The sequence below is a fragment of the Amycolatopsis sp. NPDC005003 genome, from assembly GCF_053600695.1.
Map to the genome: position 1 here is coordinate 146,790 of NZ_JBSGAI010000008.1, position 22,173 is coordinate 168,962.

At 72.1% G+C, this 22,173-nt stretch carries 26 protein-coding genes and 1 pseudogene; 9 read left to right on the top strand and 18 right to left on the bottom strand.

The annotated features are described in order from the left end of the window. Positions 1–58: 58 nt before the first annotated feature. Positions 59–1,006, top strand: a complete 948-nt coding sequence (locus ACWED2_RS12325) for a cold-shock protein (protein ID WP_449690519.1) — start codon at positions 59–61, stop codon at positions 1,004–1,006. A 24-nt stretch (positions 1,007–1,030) separates the two neighbouring features. On the opposite strand, the pseudogene ACWED2_RS12330 reads toward ACWED2_RS12325, so the two are convergent. The 11 genes and pseudogenes from ACWED2_RS12330 to ACWED2_RS12380 all read right to left on the bottom strand — a co-directional run. Then, positions 1,031–1,508: pseudogene (locus ACWED2_RS12330) on the bottom strand (transposase); the annotation flags it as partial. 103 nt (positions 1,509–1,611) lie between these two features. Next, a complete protein-coding gene (locus ACWED2_RS12335) occupies positions 1,612–3,957 on the bottom strand; it encodes a phosphoketolase family protein (protein ID WP_449690520.1) in 2,346 nt (781 codons plus the stop codon). Further along, positions 3,954–4,859, bottom strand: coding sequence for a universal stress protein (locus tag ACWED2_RS12340; protein WP_449690521.1), 906 nt, complete (start codon positions 4,857–4,859; stop codon positions 3,954–3,956). The genes ACWED2_RS12335 and ACWED2_RS12340 overlap by 4 nt, the downstream gene beginning before the upstream one ends. Continuing rightward, positions 4,856–5,467, bottom strand: coding sequence for a CBS domain-containing protein (locus ACWED2_RS12345; RefSeq protein ID WP_449690522.1), 612 nt, complete (start codon positions 5,465–5,467; stop codon positions 4,856–4,858). Before ACWED2_RS12345 ends, ACWED2_RS12340 begins: the two co-directional genes overlap by 4 nt. 102 nt (positions 5,468–5,569) lie before the next feature. Beyond that, on the bottom strand, positions 5,570–5,761 hold the full coding sequence (locus ACWED2_RS12350) for a hypothetical protein (RefSeq protein WP_449690523.1): 192 nt from the start codon (positions 5,759–5,761) through the stop codon (positions 5,570–5,572). Positions 5,762–5,858: 97 nt separating this feature from the next. Beyond that, positions 5,859–6,770: a universal stress protein gene (locus ACWED2_RS12355; RefSeq protein ID WP_449690524.1), complete on the bottom strand. Its 912-nt coding sequence runs from the start codon at positions 6,768–6,770 to the stop codon at positions 5,859–5,861. Beyond that, positions 6,754–7,032 carry a DUF1918 domain-containing protein gene (locus ACWED2_RS12360; RefSeq protein ID WP_449690525.1) on the bottom strand — a complete coding sequence of 93 codons (279 nt, stop codon included), beginning with the start codon at positions 7,030–7,032 and terminating at the stop codon, positions 6,754–6,756. Before ACWED2_RS12360 ends, ACWED2_RS12355 begins: the two co-directional genes overlap by 17 nt. Positions 7,033–7,045: 13 nt before the next feature. Next, a complete protein-coding gene (locus tag ACWED2_RS12365) occupies positions 7,046–8,443 on the bottom strand; it encodes a DUF4389 domain-containing protein (protein ID WP_449690526.1) in 1,398 nt (465 codons plus the stop codon). After that, positions 8,440–8,970: a flavodoxin domain-containing protein gene (locus ACWED2_RS12370; protein ID WP_449690527.1), complete on the bottom strand. Its 531-nt coding sequence runs from the start codon at positions 8,968–8,970 to the stop codon at positions 8,440–8,442. Before ACWED2_RS12370 ends, ACWED2_RS12365 begins: the two co-directional genes overlap by 4 nt. After that, complete coding sequence (locus tag ACWED2_RS12375) at positions 8,967–9,554, bottom strand: CBS domain-containing protein (RefSeq protein ID WP_449690528.1); 588 nt, start codon at positions 9,552–9,554, stop codon at positions 8,967–8,969. The genes ACWED2_RS12370 and ACWED2_RS12375 overlap by 4 nt, the downstream gene beginning before the upstream one ends. A gap of 20 nt (positions 9,555–9,574) precedes the next feature. Then, positions 9,575–10,414 carry a universal stress protein gene (locus tag ACWED2_RS12380; RefSeq protein WP_449690529.1) on the bottom strand — a complete coding sequence of 280 codons (840 nt, stop codon included), beginning with the start codon at positions 10,412–10,414 and terminating at the stop codon, positions 9,575–9,577. Between the two features lie 126 nt (positions 10,415–10,540). Here ACWED2_RS12380 and ACWED2_RS12385 point away from each other — a divergent pair, with 126 nt between their 5' ends. Continuing rightward, positions 10,541–10,669, top strand: a complete 129-nt coding sequence (locus tag ACWED2_RS12385) for a hypothetical protein (protein ID WP_449690530.1) — start codon at positions 10,541–10,543, stop codon at positions 10,667–10,669. Beyond that, complete coding sequence (locus ACWED2_RS12390) at positions 10,648–10,818, top strand: hypothetical protein (RefSeq protein WP_449690531.1); 171 nt, start codon at positions 10,648–10,650, stop codon at positions 10,816–10,818. The genes ACWED2_RS12385 and ACWED2_RS12390 overlap by 22 nt, the downstream gene beginning before the upstream one ends. Positions 10,819–10,890: 72 nt before the next feature. Here ACWED2_RS12390 and ppk2 read toward each other — a convergent pair whose 3' ends face one another. Continuing rightward, a complete protein-coding gene (ppk2, locus tag ACWED2_RS12395) occupies positions 10,891–11,703 on the bottom strand; it encodes a polyphosphate kinase 2 (protein WP_449690532.1) in 813 nt (270 codons plus the stop codon). A 130-nt stretch (positions 11,704–11,833) separates the two neighbouring features. Between ppk2 and ACWED2_RS12400 the strand changes: the two genes are divergently transcribed. Together ACWED2_RS12400 and ACWED2_RS12405 are read left to right on the top strand one after the other, a co-directional pair. Then, positions 11,834–12,976, top strand: coding sequence for a M50 family metallopeptidase (locus ACWED2_RS12400; RefSeq protein WP_449690533.1), 1,143 nt, complete (start codon positions 11,834–11,836; stop codon positions 12,974–12,976). Positions 12,977–13,121: 145 nt separating this feature from the next. Further along, entirely contained in the window at positions 13,122–14,225 is a 1,104-nt protein-coding gene (locus ACWED2_RS12405; RefSeq protein ID WP_449690534.1) for an Acg family FMN-binding oxidoreductase, read from the top strand. Here ACWED2_RS12405 and ACWED2_RS12410 read toward each other — a convergent pair. Continuing rightward, positions 14,201–14,836 carry a CBS domain-containing protein gene (locus ACWED2_RS12410; protein WP_449690535.1) on the bottom strand — a complete coding sequence of 212 codons (636 nt, stop codon included), beginning with the start codon at positions 14,834–14,836 and terminating at the stop codon, positions 14,201–14,203. The genes ACWED2_RS12405 and ACWED2_RS12410 overlap by 25 nt on opposite strands. A 2-nt stretch (positions 14,837–14,838) precedes the next feature. Further along, positions 14,839–15,723 carry a universal stress protein gene (locus ACWED2_RS12415; protein WP_449690536.1) on the bottom strand — a complete coding sequence of 295 codons (885 nt, stop codon included), beginning with the start codon at positions 15,721–15,723 and terminating at the stop codon, positions 14,839–14,841. Positions 15,724–15,912: 189 nt separating this feature from the next. Here ACWED2_RS12415 and ACWED2_RS12420 point away from each other — a divergent pair, with 189 nt between their 5' ends. The 4 genes from ACWED2_RS12420 to ACWED2_RS12435 all read left to right on the top strand — a co-directional run bounded on the left by ACWED2_RS12420 (position 15,913) and on the right by ACWED2_RS12435 (position 19,258). Next, positions 15,913–16,791 (top strand): universal stress protein, encoded by an 879-nt coding sequence (locus ACWED2_RS12420; RefSeq protein ID WP_449690537.1) that lies wholly within the window; start codon positions 15,913–15,915, stop codon positions 16,789–16,791. A 139-nt stretch (positions 16,792–16,930) separates the two neighbouring features. Continuing rightward, positions 16,931–17,200, top strand: coding sequence for a hypothetical protein (locus ACWED2_RS12425; protein ID WP_449690538.1), 270 nt, complete (start codon positions 16,931–16,933; stop codon positions 17,198–17,200). A gap of 4 nt (positions 17,201–17,204) precedes the next feature. Next, on the top strand, positions 17,205–18,158 hold the full coding sequence (locus ACWED2_RS12430) for a magnesium transporter CorA family protein (protein WP_449690539.1): 954 nt from the start codon (positions 17,205–17,207) through the stop codon (positions 18,156–18,158). A gap of 80 nt (positions 18,159–18,238) precedes the next feature. Then, positions 18,239–19,258, top strand: a complete 1,020-nt coding sequence (locus ACWED2_RS12435; RefSeq protein WP_449690540.1) for a hypothetical protein — start codon at positions 18,239–18,241, stop codon at positions 19,256–19,258. Positions 19,259–19,309: 51 nt separating this feature from the next. Here the strand turns inward: ACWED2_RS12435 and ACWED2_RS12440 are convergent, their stop codons facing one another. The 4 genes from ACWED2_RS12440 to ACWED2_RS12455 are packed head-to-tail and all read right to left on the bottom strand — an operon-like array spanning position 19,310 to position 22,165. After that, on the bottom strand, positions 19,310–19,831 hold the full coding sequence (locus tag ACWED2_RS12440; RefSeq protein WP_449690541.1) for a flavodoxin family protein: 522 nt from the start codon (positions 19,829–19,831) through the stop codon (positions 19,310–19,312). Positions 19,832–19,841: 10 nt separating this feature from the next. Beyond that, on the bottom strand, positions 19,842–20,108 hold the full coding sequence (locus ACWED2_RS12445) for a DUF1876 domain-containing protein (protein WP_449690542.1): 267 nt from the start codon (positions 20,106–20,108) through the stop codon (positions 19,842–19,844). Between the two features lie 9 nt (positions 20,109–20,117). After that, positions 20,118–21,410, bottom strand: coding sequence for an FAD-dependent oxidoreductase (locus tag ACWED2_RS12450; RefSeq protein WP_449690543.1), 1,293 nt, complete (start codon positions 21,408–21,410; stop codon positions 20,118–20,120). Beyond that, positions 21,407–22,165 carry a class I fructose-bisphosphate aldolase gene (locus ACWED2_RS12455; RefSeq protein ID WP_449690544.1) on the bottom strand — a complete coding sequence of 253 codons (759 nt, stop codon included), beginning with the start codon at positions 22,163–22,165 and terminating at the stop codon, positions 21,407–21,409. Before ACWED2_RS12455 ends, ACWED2_RS12450 begins: the two co-directional genes overlap by 4 nt. Positions 22,166–22,173: the final 8 nt, after the last annotated feature.

A 22,173-nucleotide genomic window follows, 5' to 3' on the forward strand; every position in this document is an offset into this window, starting at 1 on the left:
GCGAGGTCTGTCAGAGAGACTGGGGGCCAGTGCCCGCCCTCTCGACCTGGAGCTTTTGATGCCGCAAGGGACCGTCCGTTGGTTCGACGCCGAACGGGGTTTCGGCTTCCTCGCGCCCGAGGACGGCTCGCCGGACGTGTTCGTGCACGCCTCCGAGATCGTCGGGGACGGCGGCGCGAAAATGCTCCGCGAGGGGCAGGCCGTCGTGTTCGAGGTCGGCGAGAACGACCGCGGGCCCCAGGCGCTGCGTGTTCGCGTCACCGCCGATGCGGCCACCGGCAGCGCCGTGGGCCTGCTCGGCACCATCAACTGGTACGAGCCGGGCAAGGGGTACGGCTTCGCGTCGCCGGACGGCGGCGGCGCCGACATCTTCGTGCACAGCTCCGCCATCGTGACCGGCGGCGTGGTCACCGAGGGGCAGCGGGTGGCCTTCCTGATCGTCGAAGGCGAGCGCGGCCCGCAGGCCGGGCACGTGATCCCGCTGGGAGCAGGGGCCGGCACACCCGCCGCGGCCGGTATCGCGGACGGTGCCGACGGCACGGTGGCCTGGTACGACGAGGACAAGGGCTTCGGCTTCATCAACCCCGACTCCGGCGCCGGGGACGTCTTCGTGCACGCCCGGGCCCTGGCCGAGGGGCTGACGTGGCTCGCGGAGGGCGACCGCGTCGCCTACGAAGTGGCCAGTGGAGACAAGGGCCCGCAGGCCCGCGACGTGCACCTGGTCCGGGGCGCCGAGCCCCAGACGGCGCCGCAGCGGCCGGCACCTGCCGCGGCCGCAGGGCCGGCGGCGCGGGACGTGCCCGTACGAGGCGGCGAGGGCGTCGTCGCGCGCTACGACGCCGACCGCGGCTTCGGCTTCATCACCCCGGACGCAGGCGGCGACGATCTCTTCGCCCACGCGTCCGTGATCATGGGGTCGGAGCCGCTGCAGAAGGGTGACCGGGTCCGGTACGCGGTGCGTCAGAGCGACCGGGGCCCGCAGGCCGACCGCGTCGAACGCCTCTGAAAAGGCGACCCCACCGATGGCTGATCACTTCCCGACGAGAGTGGTGCATTCGGTCCGGTCGTAGCGCAGCCCGAGGCGTTTGAACCGCAGCAGCCAGGAGATGGTGCGTTCGACGACCCAGCGGACCCGGCCGAGGCGGGACTTGCCCTCAAGCCCGCGCCGGGCGATACGGACCTTGATACCGCGGCGGGTCAGGTAGCGGCGGCAGTGGCGGTAGTCGTAGCCGGTGTCGGCGTGCAGCTTGTCCGGTCGCCCGTCGTGGCCGGCCCGCCCGGCCGTGGTGGCCGCGCACGGTCTGGTTCGTGTCCGGCAGCGGCTCGAACAGCATGCTGTCGTGGGTGTTTGCCGCCGACAACATGATGTGCAGCGGTAGCCCGTTCGCGTCGCGCAGAACGTGGTACTTGGAGCCGGCTTCACCCCGGTCGGTGGGGCTGCGGCCGGTCAGCTCGCCCCCTTTCGACCGCACCGACACCGCGTCGATGCAGCCTCTGGTCCAGTCGAGCTCGTCGATGGTGGACAGCTCATGAGCGCATAGCGAGCGGAAGTCCGGAAGCCGGATGGCCCCGCGTGACCGCCGCGGCCGGCACGACCACGGCGGTCACCCCTCAGCCCTCCCAGGTCCAGTCGCGGATTTCGGGCAGGTCCTCGCCGTGCTCGCGGATCCACCGGCCGTGCCGGCCCTGGGCCTCGGTCATCCGCTGCCGCAGCACGCCGGCCGTCGCGACGAGGCCCGGCACCCGGTCGAGCACGTCGATCACCAGCTGGAAGCGGTCCATGTGGTTGAGCACCAGCATGTCGAACGGCGTGGTCGTGGTCCCGTGTTCGGTGTAGCCGCGCACGTGCATCCCCGCGTGGTTGGTGCGCCGGTAGGCCAGCCGGTGGATCAGCCACGGGTAGCCGTGGTAGGCGAAGATCACCGGGCGGTCCGGGGTGAACAGCGCGTCGAACTCCCGATCCGAGAGCCCGTGCGGGTGCTCGGCCTCGGGCTGCAGGCGCATCAGGTCCACGACGTTCACCACGCGCACGGCCAGATCGGGCAGCTCCTGCCGCAGGATCTTCGCCGCGGCCATGACCTCCAGGGTGGGAGCGTCGCCCGCGCAGGCGAGGACGACGTCCGGTTCGCGGTCGGTGTGCGTGCTCGCCCACTCCCAGATGCTCGCCCCCCGGCTGCAGTGCAGCGCGGCCTGCTCGGCGTCGAGCCAGTTCGGCGTGTCGTTCTTCCCGGCGACCACCACGTTCACGTAATCGCGGGAAAGCAGGCAGTGCGCCGCGACCTCCAGCAGCGTGTTGGTGTCCGGCGGGAAGTACACCCGCACGACCTCGGCGCTCTTGTTCGCCACGTGGTCGACGAACCCGGGGTCCTGGTGGGAGAACCCGTTGTGGTCCTGCCGCCACACGTGCGAGGTCAGCAGGTAGTTCAGCGACGCGATCGGCCGCCGCCACGGGATCTGCCGGTGCACCCGCAGCCACTTGATGTGCTGGTTGACCATCGAGTCGACGATGTGCACGAACGCCTCGTAACACGAGAACAGCCCGTGCCGGCCCGACAGCAGGTACCCCTCGAGCCAGCCTTGGCACAGGTGCTCCGACAGCATCTCCAGCACGCGGCCGTCCCGGGTGAGGTGCTCGTCGACCGGTTCGACCGCGGCCTGCCATTCCTTCCCGGTGACGTCGTAGACCGCGTCAAGCCGGTTGGACGCCGTCTCGTCCGGGCCGAACAGGCGGAAGTTCGCCCGGTCGGCGTTGAGCGCGAAGACGTCCCGCAGGAACCGGCCCAGCACCCTGGTCGGCTCGGCCAGCGTCGCACCCGGGCTCGGCACGGCGACGGCGTGCGCCGCGGTGTCCGGCAGTGCGAGCGGCCGCAGCAGAATGCCGCCGTTGGCATGCGGGTTCGCGCCCATCCGCCGGTCCCCCGCCGGGATCATCGCCGTGACGTCGGCGACCGGGCGGCCGCGGGAGTCGAACAACTCTTCCGGACGGTACGAGCGCAGCCACTGCTCCAGCTGCTTCAGGTGATCCGGGTTCTTACGGACCTCCGACAGCGGCACCTGGTGGGCGCGCCAGGTCCCTTCGACCGGCTTTCCGTCCACAACGGACGGACCGGTCCAGCCCTTCGGACTGCGCAACACGATCATCGGCCACACCCCGCGCCGCTGCGCGAGGGTGACGACCGCCGAATCGAGCGCGGCCGCCATCGCCTGGTGCATCGGCTCCGGATCACTGCCCTCGACATAGATCGGCTCGTAGCCGTACCCGCGCAACAACGCGTCCAGCTCCGCCGGCGGGATGCGCGACAGCACCGTCGGGTTGGCGATCTTGTAGCCGTTCAGGTGCAGGATCGGCAACACCGCACCGTCACGGACGGGATCGAGGAACTTGTCGGCGTGCCACGACGTCGCCAGCGGCCCGGTCTCGGCCTCGCCGTCCCCGACCACGCAGGCGACGAGCAGACCGGGGTTGTCGAACGCTGCCCCGAAAGCGTGGGCCAGGGAGTAGCCCAGCTCGCCGCCTTCGTGGATCGACCCGGGCACCTGCGGCGCCACGTGGCTGGGAACCCCGCCGGGGAAGGAGAACTGCTTGAACAGCTCCGCCATCCCGGCGGCGTCCCGGGTGACCTCCGGCCACGCCTCGGTGTAGCTGCCTTCGAGCCACGTGTTCGCCAGCAGGGCCGGGCCGCCGTGCCCCGGACCGGTCACCAGCATCGCGTTCAGGTCGTGGGTGAGGATCGCCCGGTTCAGGTGGGCGTAGACGAAGTTGAGGCCGGGCGAGGTTCCCCAGTGCCCGAGCAGCCGCGGCTTGACGTGCTCCGGCCGCAGCTCCTCGCGCAGCAGCGGGTTCGCCATCAGGTAGATCTGGCCGGCCGAGAGGTAGTTCGCGGCCCGCCAGAGGGCATCCACCTGGGCGAGTTCGGTGCCGCCCAGCACCGCCGGACGAGCTTCGACGGCGGTCATGCCTTCCGCTCCGGGCGGACCACGAGCACCGGGCAGTCGGCGTGCTGGACCAGCGCCTGGCTCGTCGAGCCCAAGAGCATGCCGGTGAAGCCGCCACGGCCGCGGCTGCCGACGACGACCAGCTGGGCCGTCTTGCTCTCCTCGAGCAGGACGTGCCTGGGCCGATCGCGGACCAGCTTGCGGTGGACCTCGACGTCCGGGTACTTCTCCTGCCAGCCCGCGAGCCGCTGACCGAGCAGCCGCTCCTCCCCCTCTTCGAGGGATTCCGGCTGGGTCAGGATGCGCGCGCTGCCGAACGCGTCCTCGTAGGTCACGTCGTTCCAGGCGTGCACCGCAATCAGCGGTGTCCCGCGCAGCGAAGCCTCCTCGAACGCGACGGCGATGGCCTGCTCGCTGTTCGGGCTGCCGTCGACGCCGACCACGACCGGGCCCGCCTCCGGAACGGCTGTGGTGCCTTCGCGGCCGCGGACGACCGCGACCGGGCAATGGGCATGACCGGCGACCGACGCCGCGGTACCCCCGAGGAGCATGTCGGCGAATCCACCGGTGCCGGTCCGGCCGACGACGAGCAGCCGGGCGTGCCGGGACTCCTCGATCAGGACGGGTACCGGCGGGTCGTTGGGCAGCTCGCTCGTGACGACGAGGTTCTTGTCGATCGAAGTGGCCAGCGCGCGGGCGTCGGCGATGGCACGTTCGCCGTCCTTCTGGACCGCCTCGAACAGCGTCGCCGCGCCGATCCCGGTCATGCCGCCGCCGTAGTAGAGACCGGCGACCTGCAGCCCGTGCACGATCTTCAGCTGGAGGTGGCGCCGGGAGGCGATGTTCGCCGCCCACGTGACGGCGGCGGTCGACCCCGCCGAGCCGTCCACGCCGACGGTGATCCTCGGGTCGGTGGTGGTCATCGTGTCTGCTCCTCACCCGCGTAGGCGGTGTCGGCGGCGACGACACCGGGCACGGCGAGCGCCAGCAACTGGGCGACGTGCCGGTCGGTGTCGTCGTCGTACTGGTCGGTGATGTGGACGTAGCCGTCGCGGACGTCGATCTTCCAGCGGCCGCTGCCGCCGTAGATCTCCAAGCGGTGCTTGACGTCGCGGGCGATGTCGGTGTCCTGCCGCGCGAGCATGCGGACGACGTCGCCGCGGGTGACGATGCCGACGACGGCCGAGCCGTCGACGATCGGCATCGCCCGGATCCGGGCGTCCACCAGTGCCTGGCACAGGTCGGCGACGTCGGTGCCGGTGCTCATCGCGGTGGCGGGGCTGGTCATCACGTCCCCGACCGTCTTGCCGGCGACGGCGGCATCGTGGTGCCGGTGGGCTTGGCGCGGGTCGGCGGGGATCCGGCCGCGGATCAGGTCGGCCTCGGTGACGATGCCGATCAGGCCGCCGTCGTCGTCGACCACGGGCAGAGCGGTGAAGCCGTGCATGGACAGCAGTTCGGCCGCCTCCTTGGCCGAAGTCCACGGCTGCACGGTGATCACCGGCGAGGTCATCAGGTCGCGTGCGCGCATCGGAAGTTCCTTTCCTGTCACCTCCCAACCTAGGAAGGCCGGACTCCGGCGGCCGCTGGCGTCGGTCACCGGTCGCGGGGACTTACGTCCCTTCTCGCGTGGTCACGGCTCCCTCAACCGATGCCGGGCCAGGAGTGCGAGACCGAGCAGCGCGACCACCAGCCCGGCGGTCACCCACTGGACCGGCGCGCGCACGCCGATCACGCCGAACTGGATCGCCGGCCAGCCGGTGAGCACGCCGCAGGCGGCGAGTGCCGCGATCGGCGCGCGGAAGTCGACCCGCCAGGCGAACACCGATGCCCACGCCAGCGTGCCGCGTACACCGCGCTCGCGGCGAACAGCGTCTCGAACGTGGCCAGAAGCCGCATCGTGGTCCGGGTCCGCAGGGTGCTCATGGTGTGCTCCCGGTCCGCTGGGGCCGCACCACCGCCACCGGGCAGGGCGAGTGCGCGATCAGGGCCTGGCTGGTCGAGCCGAGCAGCATGCCGGTGAACCCGCCGCGGCCGCGGCAGCCGACCACGATCAGCTGCGCCTGCTCGCCGCGTTCCAGCAGCGTCCGCACCGGCCGGCCGCGGGTGACCTCCAGCTCGATCGTCAGATCCGGGTACTTCCGCTGCCAGCCCACGACTTGCTCGGCGAGCTTGACGCGCTCCGCCGCTGCTGTCTCGTCCGGGTTTTCGTCCATCGGGTGCGGCCGGAGCGCGCCGTCGGCGAGGACGTCGCTCCAGGTGTGCACCGCGACGAGTCCGGTGCCGCGCAGCCGCGCCTCTTCGCAGGCGAACGCGATCGCGGCCTCGCTGTCCGGCGAGCCGTCGGTGCCGACGACGACCGGCCCGGTGACCGGTGGCGGGTCATGCGGCTTCCGGCCGCGGACGACGACGATCGGGCAGTGCGTGTGAGCGGCCACGGCGACCGCGGTGGAGCCGACCAGCAGCCCGGTGAAGCCGCCCAGTCCCCGCGAGCCCAGCACCAGCAGCTCGGCGTGCTGCGACTCCTGGACCAAGGCGGTGACCGGGCTCCACTCCCGAGCGGCCGTGGTGACGTCGAGGCCGGGGTGTTCGGCGAGCACGGCGGCCCGGGCGTCGGCGAGCCAGCCTTCGGCCCGCTCGGCCAGACCCGCCCGGACCTGCTCGTGGGTGCCGAACGCGACCGGCGCCTTCACCTGCGGCAGGGCATACACCTGCACCAGCCGCAACGGCCGGCCACGGCGAACGGCCTCCGCACCGGCCCAGACCGCGGCCTGCACCGCGGAAGCCGAGCCGTCGATCCCGGTGACGACCGCGCCGTCAGTGAAGCCGTGCATGGCTGTCCTCCTCGTGGATCAGGTGCTGGATCCGGTCGTACCGCGTGCGGGCCTGCTCTTCGGCGGCCTGCTCCTCCTCGGCGGTGAGCACGACGGCGTCGGGTCCGGGGAAAACCGTCGACACGTGGTCGTCGGCGGTCCAGCGGACGACGTACGGCGGTGTCCCGTCGGCGGAGTGCACCTCGAGGATGCGGCCGCGCTGGTCCGGCGCACCGGTCCGCGGGCCCTTGATGACGAGCCAATCGCCCGGCTTCGCGTGCATGGTCCTTCCCTTCTCAGATGTCCGCGGTGGATGGCTCAGGCGTGGTGGGCGTGCCCGGGTGCCGCGAGGCGCGGTGCGCCGCGATCCCGATCAGGGCGGCACCACCGGCCAGCACCACGAGTCCGGTGATCAGCAGGCCGAGCGCGATCCAGCCGACGGCGGGCGCGGTCGCGCCGGCTTCCGCCCGCACGGAGATCCCGCGTGCGGAGTCGGCGTTCATCACGACGGCGGTCCATTGCCCGTCGAGCACCGGCCAGGCGAGGCCCTGGGTGCCCGGGCCGGACGTGCTCGCCACCCACACCGCGGCGTCGCCGGGCGGGACGGCCGGGGCACCGCCCGGGTGCGTCCGGTCGCCGGTGCGGCGGTCGGTGAGGGTGGTGTACTCGGTGCCGGCCAGGTAGCCGGCGACGGCGTCCGAACGGCCGATGCCGACGAACACCGGACGGCCGTCCGTGCTCGTGGCCCGGACCCGGACGTCACCGACGAAAGCGGTGAACCCGGAGATGCCGTGCACCTGCACGGGGTCGGTCGTGACCGCGTAGCCGCTCGCGAAGACGTCGGTCGATGCGGTCAGGTAGCCGTCGGCGTCGCGCTGGGTGCGGTCGGCCCACAGCAGTGCTCCGCCGCCGGTCAGCAACCCCATCGAGCCCAGCGCCAGCACGGCTCCGGTCACCGCGGCGGCGATCCGGCCGCCGGTCCAGCCGGCGGGCCCCGCCGGGTGCGCCTGCGGGTGCGGCGGCTCGTGGCCGACTTCGGCGCCGCCCATGTCCAGCCGGAACGGCGGGTACTCGTCGGTCATCAGCGACACGTAGGCCGCGACCCGCAGCACCCAGCGATCCATGCCCAGCATGAAATCGAAGATCGGCCGCGGGTAGCGGCCGGTGAACAACAGCACCACCCCGGCCACCACGACCAGAACGCCGACGAGCCCACCCGCGGCCCAATCGAAGTCGTCACTCCCGGCGCGGACCGCCAGCCAGCTGCCGCCGCCGGCGAACAGGCCGATGATGATCAAGTGCGGGATGGCCAGCAGCCACCACTTCACCAGTACCAGCCCGCGCGAAAGCCGTTCCGGATAGGCGATGTCCAGCCGGGCCGGGTAGTCCGGGACGTCGGCGAACGTGAACGGCGGGTACCGGTCGGTGCCCAGCGCGGCGTAGGAGTAGTACTGCACCCGCCAGCTCCAGCGCAGCACACCGGAGGTGAACGCGAACAGCGGGCGCGGGTAGCGGCCGGTCACCAGGATCGCGAAGAACGCGGCGATCGTGACGAACGGGTAGGCGAACCACAGGAACGCCAGGACGACGTAATGGGGAATGGCCAGGATCCACTTCACCAGCCAGAGCCAGCGGGACAGGGGTTCGTCCAAGGTCGCTTCGACCCGGACGGGGTAGGTCTTCGGGGTGGTCATGACGTGCTCCTCGAGGCCTGGGCCCGGGCCAGGCTCGAACCGATGTCCCGGCCCCAGGCCCGGATCGACGGCCAGTCCCGGTTGTCGCCGTCCGCAACGCGCAGGGCCGCCACGACGGCGCGTTCCGGGAAGTGCAGTGCGTGGCGGTCGATCTTTCCTCCGAACAGCCGGTGGCCACGGGCCCCGAGCCGCTCCACGAGATCATCGACCACGACCGGCTCTTCGGCCGGCTTGTCCTGCTCACCGACGGGACCGCTGGAGAAGAGCCAGACCGGCACGCGGCCGAGTTCGTCCGAAAAGGACTCGGCGAGCTTCCGTGCCGGCTCCAGCCAATGTCCCATGTAGACGGCGGACCCGAGGACCACGGCGTCGAAGCCCTCGACCGATCGCACCAGACCTGCGTCGCGGATCTCGACCTGCGACCGAACCGCGGCGCCGGTCAGCGCGGAGTCGACGGCGGCAGCGATGTTCTCGGCGATTTCCCTGGTGGCGCCATGGCGGGTGGCCACCGCAACGAGGATTCTCATGTCTTCACCGTGGCTTCTTCCCACAGCTCGACGCCGACGACGCCGTGAACCGTCCTCGCCAGTGCGGTCACGACGCGGCGCTCGGCCTCGTCGGTGAAGACACCCCGGATCGTCACCATGCCGCCGGTGACGGAGATCGCCCACCGGTCGCGGTTCCCGGCGTAATCGGTCAGCAGCGCATTGAGGTGTGAGGCGACCGAATCGTCCTGGCACACCAGCGGGCTGAGCATGTCCCGGCGGCTGACGATGCCGACGAGCACGCCGTCGTCGTCCACCACGGGAATGCTGCGCCGCCGGTCGCCCAGCATGTGGCGGGCGATCTCGGTGACGTCGGTGTCGAGCCCGACCGTCTCGGCGGGCGCCGTCATCACCGCGGCCACCAGCACGTCCGGAGCCGGTCCCACCCCGGCGACGCCGCTGCGGAGCGCGTCGGCCTCGGTGAACACACCCAGTACCGCGTCCTCCTCGCCCACCACCGGCAGCGCCGCGACGCAGTGCTCGGTCAGCAGCACGATGGCCTCACGCACCGGCGTTCCCGGGCCGACCCGCACGACCGGCCTCGTCATGATGTCGCGTGCTTTCATGGCGGTTCATCTCCTCGAATTCAGTGCACGACCACGACCGGGCAGGTCGCGTGCTCGAGCAGGGCGTTGCCGGTCGACCCCAGCACCCCGCCGGCGACCGGGCCACGGCCGCGGGTGCCGACGACGATCAGCCGCGCGTCGGGGTCGGCGTTCAGCAGCGCGCGCGAGGCGACGCGGTCCCGGACGGCCCGTGCGGTGATGTCCAGCGCCGGGTACTTGCGGCCCCAGCTCGCGACGTGGGCTTCCAGCTCACGCTGCTCGGTGCGCCCGATGTCCGCGAGCTCCGCCTCGGGCACCAGCAGGCCGTCGTGCCAGGCGTGCACGACGTGCACCGGCGCCCGCACCGCGGCGGCTTCCTCGAGAGCGAACCGCAGAGCGTGCTCGCTGGAGCCCGAGGGGTCGACGCCGACGACGATCGGGCCGGTCCGGTGGGGCCGGTGCGCGGGCACGACCACGACCGGACAGGACGCCCCGGCCGCGACCCGCAGGGCCACCGAACCGATCAGTGCGCCGCGCAGGCCGCCGAGACCGTGCGAGCCGAGGACGACGAGCGCCGCGCCGCCGGACCCGTCGAGCAGCAGATCGACGGCCGGCCCGAGCCGCACCGAGGTCTCGACCCGCACGCCCGGCGCCTCCTCACGGGCGATCTCCGCGGCACGGCGGAGGAAGCGGTAGGCGTGCTCGAGCAGCAGCTCGGAGTCGTGCGCTCGCGACGGGCCGCCTTCGAAGATGCAGGCGTGCAGGAGCTGCAGCGTCGTTTCGCGTCGTCGAGCTTCCTTCACGGCCCAGCGGACGGCGTCGAAGGACGCCGCCGAAGCGTCCACCCCGGCGAGTACGGGCCGGTTGGCGGTTGCGGTCATCAGTTCCTCCTGCGGGTCTCGGAGTCAGCATTGCCGCTCGCGTACTCACCGTTCAGAGCAGGAAGTCCCTTTCACCGGGGACCAAATCCGCCTGTCCCGCGCGGCGGGCCCGCCGCCCCTGGGACGATGACCGGACCAGACCTGCTGATCGACCACTTCCTCCCGCACCCGCACTTCGAGCTGGCGCGCCACCTGATCGTGGACGCGCCGGGGCGCACCGCACGCTGCTCACGGTGCACTCGCGGGTCCGGCTGAGCGACCCGGAAAGCTGGCTGAAGTTCCGCCGCTACTGGCGGATCTCCCGGCCCGTCATCGGGTCCGTGCACACCGCGCTGATCCGCACGGTTGCCGCGAAAGCCCGGGAGCGGGCCCTCGCGGCCTACGCGCGCACCGATCAAGGCTGACGTTCCCCCGCCGGCCGTCGCGGCTCATCCGCAACGGCCGGGACGACGTCTTCCTCGTTCTCCTCCTTCGGTTCACTGCGGCAGCAGAGTGGCCGCGTGGTCGGGAACGTAGGTCTGCAACCGCCGGTCGGGCCGGAAGTAGCCGATCGGCTCCGGCCGCGGCGGCAACGCAACCGCCTCGCGGGACACCTCGTGGTACGGCACACTCGCGAGCAGGTGCGCGATCATGTTCAGCCGCCCGCGCCGCTTCTCCTCGCTTTCCACCACGTGCCAGGGGGATTCGGCGGTGTCGGTGTGCACGAACATCTCGTCCTTCGCCCGCGAGTAGTCCTCCCAGTGCGTCACCGACTGCAGATCGATGCTCGAAAGCTTCCAGCGGCGCATCGGGTCGTCGATGCGCGCGCGGAACCGACGCTCCTGCTCGTCGAGGCTGACCGAGAACCAGTACTTGCGCAGCAGGATGCCGTCGTCGACGAGCAGCCGCTCGAAGATCGGGCACTGCTGCAGGAACCGCCGGTGCTCCTCCGGGGTGCAAAACCCCATCACCCGCTCCACGCCGGCCCGGTTGTACCAGCTGCGGTCGAACAGCACGATCTCCCCCGCCGCGGGCAAGTGCTCGATGTAGCGCTGGAAGTACCACTGCGTCCGCTCGCGCTCGGTCGGGCTCGGCAACGCCGCGATCCGCACCACCCGCGGATTGAGGTGCTCGGTGACCCGCTTGATCGTGCTGCCCTTCCCGGCGGCATCGCGGCCCTCGAAGACCACGACCAGGCGCGCACCTTCGTGACGCACCCACTCCTGGAGCTTCACGAGTTCGGCCTGCAGGCGCAGCAGCTCCCGCTCGTACACCGCACGCGGGATCCGCGAGTTCTTCCGTCCGGCCATGCCCCGACGCTACGCAGCGGGCCCGCACCGGGGCTGCGGCCGGACGTCGGCGACGCAGGGGTCTTTGGTCCCTCACTCCGGGGCGGTGCGACCCTCCCCGCGTCCGCCCGCGGGGGAGGATGGTCCGGGCATGCATGCCACGTTCCCGCTCGGGCGCCCCGCCGGTATCCGCGTCGGCGCGCACTGGTCCGTGCTCCTCCTCATGGTGCTCCTGGCCGAACTCCTGGCGCAGACTCTCCTGCCGGAAGCGGTCCCGGGACAGCCGGCGCTCGTGTACTGGGCGACCGGGATCGCCGGTGCCGTGGTGTTCCTCGCCTCGCTGCTGGTGCACGAGCTGAGCCACGCGCTCGTGGCGCGGCACCGCGGGCTCACCGTCGATCGCATCACGCTGTGGCTGCTCGGCGGCAGCACCGAAATGCCCGAGGACCCGCCGACCCCGCGTTCCGCGTTCGCGGTCGCCGTGGCGGGCCCGCTCGCGAGCCTGCTGGCCGGCGCCGGGTTCCTCGGGCTCAGCCTGCTTCTCCCCGAGGCCGTGCCCGCCGTCGCGGTCGTCACCGTGGCCTGGCTGGGCTGGACGAACCTCGTCCTGGCGGTGTTCAACCTCCTGCCCGGCGCCCCGCTGGACGGCGGCCGGCTCCTCCAAGCCGTCGTCTGGCAGCTCACCGGCGACAAACGGCGAGCCCAGGCAGCGGCCGCCCGCTCGGGCAGGGTCCTCGGCCTGATGCTCTCCGCCGCCGGGCTCGTGGAGTTGCTGTGGTTCGGCAGCTTCGCCGGTCTCTGGCTGGTGGGCATCGGCTGGTTCCTCGGCTTCAGCGCCCGCGCCGAGCTCGCGGCCGGTCCGGCACGCGAGGTGCTGCGCCGGATCGCACTCGGCGAGATCATGACGACGGACCCGGTCACCGCGCCCGGCTGGTTCACCGTGCAGGGGTTCGTCGAGCAGGCCGCGTCCGGGCGCTTCCGTACCTACCCGGTGGTGGCGTTCGACGGCCGCCCGGTCGGCGTGGTGAGCCTCTCCGCGCTGGCACGAGTGCCCGACGCGGCCCGCGCTTCGACCCGCGTCGAGAACGTCTGCGTGCGGCCACCGGGATGCCTCGTCGCTGCCCCCGATGTCCCGCTGACGACGGTCCTCAGCCGGTTCGGGAACCGGCCCGGGCAGGACCTCGTGCTGGTGGTCGAGGACGGCGTCCTGGTCGGCGTCGTCAGCCCGGGCGACATCGCACGCACGCTCGAACTGGCCGTGCTCGGTGCCGAAGCCCACCGTCCGGCTCACTGAGCGCGGCTACGCCGACGGGAATCCCAGGCGGTTTCGGCGAAGGGACTTTGGGCCTCGACCGGGTCACACTCGCGAAGTCCTTCGACCCTGGAGGCCGTGAGCGGCCAAGACGAGCATGAAGACAACCGACGGCGAGGAGGAACCGATGGACCACTCGATGCCCGACGCGTACACGGTGAGAGCGGCCATCGCCCTCGCGGTGCGTGCCCCCTCCGTCCACAACTCACAGCCGTGGGACTGGCGGTTCGCCGGCCGCACCGTCGAGCTGCGCACGGACCCACGCCGTCACCTGCGGAACACCGACCCCGACGGCCGCGACCTGCTGGTCAGCTGCGGCTGCGCGCTGCACCACTTCACCGTCGCCGCGGCCGCCACGGGCTGGGCCGCGCAGGTCCACCGGCTGCCCGACCCGGGCGAACCGGGACTCCTGGCCCGGATCGACCTGGTGCCGCACGACACCCGAGACGACGACATCGCGCTCGCCGCGGCCATCCCCCGCCGCCGCTCGGACCGCCGCCGCTTCGCCCACCACCCGTTGCGCGGGCGGGACGAGGTGGTCCTCCGGAAGAGCGCCGCCGACCAAGGCGCCGCGCTGTCCGTGGTCGCCGGAGCGCCCCGGCTGTCGGCGCTCACCAGCGCCGCCGCGGAGGCCGGCTGGCTCCACCGGGCCGACCCGGACTACGCGATCGAGCTCGCCGCCTGGAGCGGACGGAACCACGCCCCGGACGGGGTGCCCGCACAGAACGCGATCCAGCCGCACACGGCAGTCCGCGAGCTGCGTGTCCGCGACTTCGCCGGCGCGCGGCCGGAAGACACCGAGGGCCGTGACGGCGCCGTGCTGACCGTGCTGGCCACCGCGGGCGACAACGCTCTCGATCGCCTTCGTGTGGGAGAAGCCGCCAGCGCGGTCCTCCTGACCGCTACCCGGTTGAACCTCGCGTCGTGCGTGTACACCGAGCCGCTCGAGCTGACCTGCACCCGTGGTCTGATCCGCGACTGCGTCCTCGACGGCCACGGCGAGCCGCAGCTCGTCGTGCGCGTCGGCTACCTCCCACGGGGGGGCGGCCCCGCTCCCGGCGACACCACGGCGTCCGCTCGGCGAGGTCGTGCGGCCGGTGGCCCACCCGTACGGCATCGGCTTGCCGATACCGGCGCAGCTGCGCGGCCGGTGAAAGGAACGAGGCCTCCACCCGGATCCGGGTGGAGGCCTTGTTCGTGTGCCGTTCAGGCGACGTCGTTCCAGACGTAGTCCAGGCGGTTGCGGACCTCCACCACCCCGGACAGCTCGTGGATCAGCCGCGTCACCGGTTCGATGTCGCTGCGCCGCTCCACGCGTCCCACGACCATCACGACCCCGGCCCGGACCTGCACGCGAACCCGGTCGGGCCCGAGGTTGAGCCGGTCACGCAGCACGCGGTCGGTGATCTCGCGCTCGAGGTCGGCGTCGCCGCGGGTGAAGACCGCCACCAAGTCGCGGCGGGACAGCACGCCGGCCACCTTTCCGTTCCGCAGCACGAACAACCGTCGGACGCCGGTGCGCGCGAACTCCGCCGCGGCGGCGGCGAGCGTGGCCTCGGCGTCGATCGTGACGGCCGGGCTGGTCATCAGGTCCTTCGCGACGCACGCCGTCGCCTTGCGGGCCAGCCGGCGGTCACGCCACCGGGGCTTGCGGTCCTCCCACAGGTGTGGCAGCAGGTCGGCCTCGGAAACGACGCCGACCAGCGCACCCGTCTTGTCGAGGACGCCGACCGCGCTGATCCCGTTCCCGGTCAGCAGGGCGGCGATGTCCTTGAACGGCGTCTTCGTGGAAACGGTGATCGGGTCGGCGGTCATCACCGCGGACACCACTCCGGCGTTCATCTTCACTTCTCCTTCTCGGTGCGAACCACCATGACCGGGCACGACGCGTGATGCAGCAACGCCTGGCTCGTCGACCCCAGCACCAGCCCGGTGAAACCGCCTCGGCCGCGGCTACCGACCACCACGAGCTGCGCGCCGTGGCTCGCCGACAGCAACCGGGAACGCGGCTTGTCGTGCTCGACCCGGCGCTCGACCCGGACATCCGGATACTTTTCCTGCCAGCCGGCGAGCCGCTGAGCCAGCAGCCGCCGGCCGGAGTCCTCAACGGCTTCGCCCTGGAAGGCGACGTTGCCGTCGCTGAACAGGCCCGCGGTGTCCCCGTCGTGCCAGGTGTACAGCGCGACGAGCGGAGCATTGCGGAGCGACGCTTCCTCGAACGCCCAAGCGATCGCGGCCTCGCTCAGGGGGCTTCCATCGACGCCGGCGACCACCGGGCCGTCGACGGACTCGTTCCCGCGCACGACCACGACCGGGCAGTGCGCCTTCGCGGCGAGGTCGACATCGGGCGAACCGCTGAACAGACCCGCGATCGCGCCGACGGGCGCACCGGTGACCAGGATGCGCGCCCGCGCCGAGACCTCCAGCAGTCCGGGGACGGGCCCGCGGTCACTGGCCTCGGTGGACACGTCCAGCCCGGGGACGGCGGCTTCGAGGGTCGCCCGCGTCGTGCGCAGCAACTCGTCGGCTTCGGCCTCCCTGATCCTGAGCCAGTCGGACGGCGGGTACATCTTTCCGCCGAACGCGGCGTCCTCGTAGCCGTACGCGGTGAAGACGAGCAGCGACGTGTGCCGGCGGGCGGCTTCCCCGGCCGCCCACAGCGCGGCCGCCGCGGCCGTTTCCGAACCGTCGACGGCGACGACGACCGGCGGGTTTCCGGTTGCGCTCATGACCTGTTTCCTCCGGGTTCCGGTGCGCGGATCACGCATCCGTCTCGACGGTAGGGCTCGCCGGCGGGAGGACGCTGCGGCCGTTCGTCCCCGCCCGCGAGGACCTTTGACCGCTCCGGTCCACCCGGCCGGAAGCGCACCGTGGACCTCGAGGAAACGACCAGGGACGCCACGAGAACGGAGGCGCCGATGACCGGACCGACCGGACAGCCGATCGTCGCCGGGGTCGACGGATCGGCCGAGTCGCTTGACGCTGTCCGCTGGGCAGCCCGCACCGCTCGCCGGCGCGACGCGACGCTGGAGATCGTTTACGCGATCGACTTCTCGGCCTTGCTCGCCGGCGGTGTCGTGCCGCCGCCCGAAGAGATGAAGGACGTCCTGCGTGAGCGCGGCGGCCGCTACCTGCGCACCGCGGCCGAGCTCGCGTCCGCACAGGGCGTTCCGGGCGCCACGACCCGGCTCGACCCCGACCGCGCCGCCCAAGCCCTCGTCGACGCGTCCGAGAGGGCCGCCCTGCTCGTGGTCGGGTCATCCGGAAAGGGCCGGCTCACCGGGCTCCTCGCCGGGTCGGTCGCCTCGGCCGTCAGCGCACATGCCTCGTGCGACACGGTCATCGTGCGCGGCGACGCCTGGGACAAGGCCGAAGCCGCCGGACGTCCGGTCCTCGCCGGCATCGACGGGGGCAAGGCAAGCAGCCGCATCCTCGCCGTCGCCCTCGACGAAGCCAAGTCCCGTCAGGTCCCGCTGGTCGTCGTGCACGCGTGGGCCGACGATCCGCCACCGCACGAACCCGGCCACCCGGAGCACCATGAGTCGGTGACCGACGCCGGCCACCGGCTGCTGACCGACCGGCTCGGTGGCCACGACACCGGCGACGTGGAAGTCGACCGGGTCGTCGTCCGGGCGCACCCGCGGCGCGAGCTGATCGAGCGGAGCGGGACCGCCCAGCTCGTCGTGCTCGGCGACCGTGGCCGCGGCGGGTTCCCCGGCCTGCTGCTCGGCTCCACCGGCCAGGCTCTGCTGCACAACGCGGCCTGTCCGGTGTACCTCGTGCGAGCCGCGTCCTGAGGGACCGAAAGTCCTCGCGCCCGTGGCCCTTCGACCCACCGCGACCGGTGTCCGTGGGCCCTGGGAACGAGGACGGTACGGCCCTCGTCGTCCGGTCCGGACCGGCGGAGTCTGGGACCAGACGAGAGCGAGGCACCTCATGGACGCAGACCGCGGATTCGCCCCGGCGACCACAGCCGAGCCGACGTCCCCCCGCCGCAACCGCCGTGATCGGCTCGCCCTGCGGGCCGCCGATTTCCTCGATTCCCGCTACGCCGACGTCGCCGGCCAGCACCTGGCGCGCACGCTGACCGCCGAAGACCAGTCCGAAGAGGACGGCTTGGACTGCCCCTCCTGCGGCGACACCCCCGCCACCCGGGCCACCCGGCAGCTGGTCCGCGCCAGCCTCGCCGTCGCACACGACTGCTGAGCCGATGCCACGCAGCCGGCTGTACCGCAGCGGTGTCCTCGAACGGGAGGACTTCCCCGCCACCGAGGCCGCCCGTCACCTCGCCGACCCGTCGGTGACGCTGTGGCTCGACTTCGACGCTCCCACCGCGCAGGATCTGGCCGCGCTCGCCACCGAACTCGGGCTGCACCCGCTGGCCGTGGCGTCCGTGCTCGACGAGGACCACCAGCGCCCCAAGTTCGTCCGCTACGACCGGCACTCGTTCCTCGCCGCGTACACCGTGCGCATGACCGACGGCGTCCTGGCCGCATCGGAGCTGGACGCGTTCATCACCGACCGGGTGCTGGTCACCGTGCACCGCAACAACACCACCGACATCGACGCACTCGTCACGCGCTGGGACACCACACCCGAGCTGGCCAAGAGCGGCGCCGCGTTCCTGCTGCACGGCCTGCTCGACTACGTCGTCGACGGGCACCTCGACGCCGTCCAGGCCCTGGACGAGCAGGTCGAGGCCCTCGAAGACCTCGTGTTCGCCGACCGCGTCGACCACACCGACCTGCAACGCCGCTCCCTGGCCCTGCGCCGCAGCCTCAGCCGCCTCCGGCACCTGGCCGTCCCGATGCGGGAGATCGTCACCGCTCTGATGCGCCGCGACGACACGCTCCTGCCCTACTTCCAGGACGTCTACGACCACGTCCTGCGCGTCACCGAGTGGACGGAATCCCTGCGCGACCTCATCGCCACGATCCGGGAAACCCAGCTGAGCATCCAGGCCAACCGGCTCAACACGATCATGAAGAAGGTCACCAGCTGGGCGGCGATCATCGCCGTCCCGACCGCGATCACCGGCTTCTACGGCCAGAACATCCCGTACCCCGGGTTCGGGCAGGCGTCCGGGGTGTGGGTCTCCACGCTCGCCATCCTGGTCATCTCCGCGACGCTGTACGCCTTGTTCAAGCGCCGCGACTGGCTCTGAACCCGGCGGGTGGCCAAAGTCCCCTGGCCGGGGTTCGATGGGCCCTGCCGCCGCCCTCCGCCGCCGCCTGTACTGGCAGCATGACGACTGGCACTGCGAAACCGGCCCGCCCCGGCTTGCCGAACCGGACACTCCTGCGGCTGCTCGGCTCCCGGCTTGCGCCGCTGCTGAACGGAACGCTCACCGCCGTGCGGTACCGGCCCGCCACCGCGCCGAAGCCGGTCGCGCTCCCGGTGCAGTACGCCCGCTCCGGTGAGGAGATCCTGGTCGCCGCCGGAAACCCCGATCGCAAGCGCTGGTGGCGGCACTTCCGCCACGGCGCCGGAGCCGATGTCCTGCTCGACGGCCGCTGGGTCGCGGCCGAAGGGCGGCTGCTCGCCGGGGCGGAGCGCGACGCCGGAGCCGAGACCTACCGCCGCCGCTTTCCCCGCGTCCCGCTGACCGCGGACACGCCGATTGTGGCTTTCCCCGCTCCGCCGGTGTCCCCTTTGCGGGGCAGACGCCTGGCTTGGACGTGGTTCCCGGTCGTCACGGCCGCCGAATTCCTCGGCTTCGCGATCCCCGCCGTCACCGGTGCCCTGACCGCGGACGGCCCCACCCTCGTTTCGCTGCCCGCCCTGCTGCTGGCCGGCGCCGCCGAGGGAGCCGCGCTCGGCGCCGGGCAGGCGCTCGTCCTCCGGCGCGCGATACCGGCCCTGAACACCCGGCGGTGGGTGGCGGCCACGGCCGGAGCGGCGTCCTTCGCCTACCTCGCGGGGCTCTCCCCGAGCACGTGGGCGGCGGACCTCGTGTCCTGGCCGCCCCTGGTGCTCTGGCCGGCTGCGGCCGTTCTCGGCACCGCCCTGCTGCTGTCCGTCGGCTTCGCCCAATGGCTCATCCTGCGCCGCCACCTCGCCCGCTCGGCTCGCTGGATCTTCACCACCGCCGGTGCCTGGCTGCTCGGCCTGGCCGTGTTCCTGAGCGTCACGATGCCGTTGTGGCAGCCCGGGCAGAACCCGGCACTGACAATCCTGATCGGCGTCCTCGGCGGCTTGGTGATGGCGGCGGCCACGTCGGCGGCGACCGGCGTCGCCCTTCGCCGCCTGCCGGGGCTGGAGTGAACCGGCCCCACAGCCGTCCGCCGGTGAGCACGGCGGACGGCAGCCGGCCGTTCAGGCCACGGTCCGGCGCACGGCCACGCCGAGCGCCGCACCCCACGCCTCGGCGCGGGCGAGCTCACCGGGCTCCGGGCCGGCGTCGATCGGATCGGTGCCGACGAAGAAGCTCTCGGCGGGCGCCGCCGCCCGGCCCCCGAGCCGGTCCAGCCGCTTCGTGACGCCGAGCGAGGCGGCACCGGTGAACACGCGCGGCTTGTCGATCCGGGTGTCGAACGCCGCGAACGGGAGCCCGTGCGGGAGCGGCCCGAGGGAGCTCAGCCAGTCCCGGATCCCGGTCCGCGACCGCACCGGGTAAGCCACCTGGTCCGCGGCCGACTTCCGGGTGGCGGCCCGGCTCATGCCGTGCACGTGGGTGGGCCCACCGACGACGAGCAGCTCGACCCCGGAGAGGTCCGATGGTGCATCGTCGACGTTCACCACCTCGGCCCCCACCGACTCGGACAGGCCGTCGGCGATGGCCCGGGCCACCTTCTCGGTGGCGCCGAACATCGACTCGAACACGATGACAGTTCGCATGTCCGCCTCCTCAGCGTTCCAGCCGGACCGGCTGGTGGGTCAGTTCTTCGATGTCCCCGGCCGCGCATTCGAACAAGTTGTGCGCCAGGTCGCTCAACGCGCGGGACGCGGCGAGTTCGTCGCCGACCTCGGGCACGTTGCGGTCGGCCGGGTTGAGCCGGGCGGTCCCGGTTCCGGAGACGCGCGTGTCGCCGGCGGTGTGCAGCCGAGCCGTCGCCCGGGTACGCCCTTCGTCCTCGTCGATGACGATCTCCACTTGCCAGCGCTTCTCGCGCATGTGTCCTCCTCAGGTTTCTTCGGGCACCATTTCGATGGCGCCGCAGGGACATTCGGCGACGCAGATGGCGCACCCCTTGCAGTAGTCGAGGTCGATCGCGTACTTCTCCCCCGGCTCGAGCTTGAGCACCGCGTTGTCCGGGCAGACGCCGTAGCAGTTGTCGCACTCGAAGCAGTTGCCGCAGGACAGACAGCGGCGTGCCTCGAACAACGCCGTCGACCCGTCCAGGCCGCCGTTGATTTCGTCGAAGGTGGACACGCGCCGGGACAGGTCGAGGTGCGGCCGGACGGTCCGGTCGGCGTCGCTGTAGTACCAGGTGTTGAGGTTCTCGAACGTCGCCGGACGCGGATCGGACGGTGCCGGGACGTGGGTCTCGCGCAGCCAGGCGTCGATCTCGCGGGCAGCCTTCGCGCCGTGCCCCACCGCGACGGTCGCGGTCCGGCCGGACGGCACCATGTCCCCGCCGGCGAAGACGCCCGGGTGCCCGGTCGTCATGCCCGCGCCGACCCGAACGACGCCGTCCGCGTGGTCGACGTCCGGTAGACTATTCACAAGGGACAGATCGCTGTTCTGGCCGAGGGCCAGCACGACGCTGTCGGCAGCCAGCCGTTCGAACTCGCCGGTCGGTTGCGGGAACCCGGACTCGTCGAGCCGCACCTTCTCGACCGTGATGCCGTCGCCGTCGATCTCGCTGATCGTGGACAGCCAGCGCATCGAAACGCCCTCTTCGATCGCCTCGGCCAGCTCCGATTCGTGCGCGGGCATCCGATCGCGGGTGCGGCGGTAGACGACCACGGCGTCGGTGGCGCCGAGCCGCTTCGCCGTGCGGGCGGCGTCCATGGCCGTGTTGCCGCCGCCGTAGACGGCGACGCGGCGGCCGAGCAGCGGCGGTTCGCCGTCTTCCATGTCGTGCAGCAGCGACACTGCGTCGAGAACGCGTGCGGAGTCGCCCGCGGGGATGTGGGCGCGCTTGCCGACCTGGGCGCCGACGGCGAGGAAGACCGCATCGAATCCGCCTTCGGCCCTCGCGGCGGCGGCGTCGGTGACGCGGCTGTTCTGCTCGAAGACGACGCCCATGTCCCGGATCAGCGCGTCCGGCCGGACGATGGGCTCCCGCGTGCGGATCACCCGGTCGGCGATCCGGCAGAAGGACACGACCGGCGCGCCGGTGCGCTCGGAGCCGAAGCTGGGGAAGGCCTGCGCGTGCCGTCCCTCGGTGAACGCGGCGACCGACAACAGCTCGGCCGCCGTCACCACGCCCTGGCCGCCGCGGCCGTGGATGCGGACCTCGACCCCGCTCATGCGCTCGGGTACTTCGCGAGAATGTCCCGCAGCGCCGAAACGAACCGCAGGGACTCGTCGTGGTTGCGCTGCCAGACGTTGCGGCCGAAGATCAGGCCGGTCGCCCCGGCCTCCATCGACTCGCGCGCCTTCTCCAGCATCGTCTCGTCGCCGGCCTTGCCCCCGCCGGAAACGAGCAGCAGCGTCCGCCCCGCCGACCGGACCACCGCGTCGATCGCCTGCTGGCTGGTCGTCTCCTTCGCGTACGGGGCCGGGACGTTGTCGATCTTCGCCGGATGCGGAAAGTTGACCTTGACGACGTCGGCGCCCAGCTCGGACGCGGTGCGCGCGGCGTAGTCGACGGCGTAGAACGAGTCCTTCCCGCCCTTGCCCTCGATGGCGGAACCGCGCGGATAAGCCCACACGATCAGCGGCATCCCCAGCCGGTGCGCGTCGGCGCGGACCTGCCGCAGCTGAGCGAAGTCCGGCTCCTGGGCCGGAGTCCCGACGTAGAGCGTGTAGCCGACGGCGTCGGCGCCCAGCCGGACCGCGTCCTCGACACTGCCGTGCAGCGGCGACAGCGCTTCGGCGTCGGACGGGATTTCGGTCTTGCCGTTGAGCTTCAGCACCAGCGGCAACTCGCCCGCGTAATCCCACCCGGTCGTACCGCACCGAGGATGCCGAGACGATCGTGATTGCTCGTGCAGGATGCGGTGCAGCCTCGTCTTCTTGCCGGTGTTCAACCCGAGCTCGGCGAGTGCGGGTCGGTGTGCCATGGCGGCCT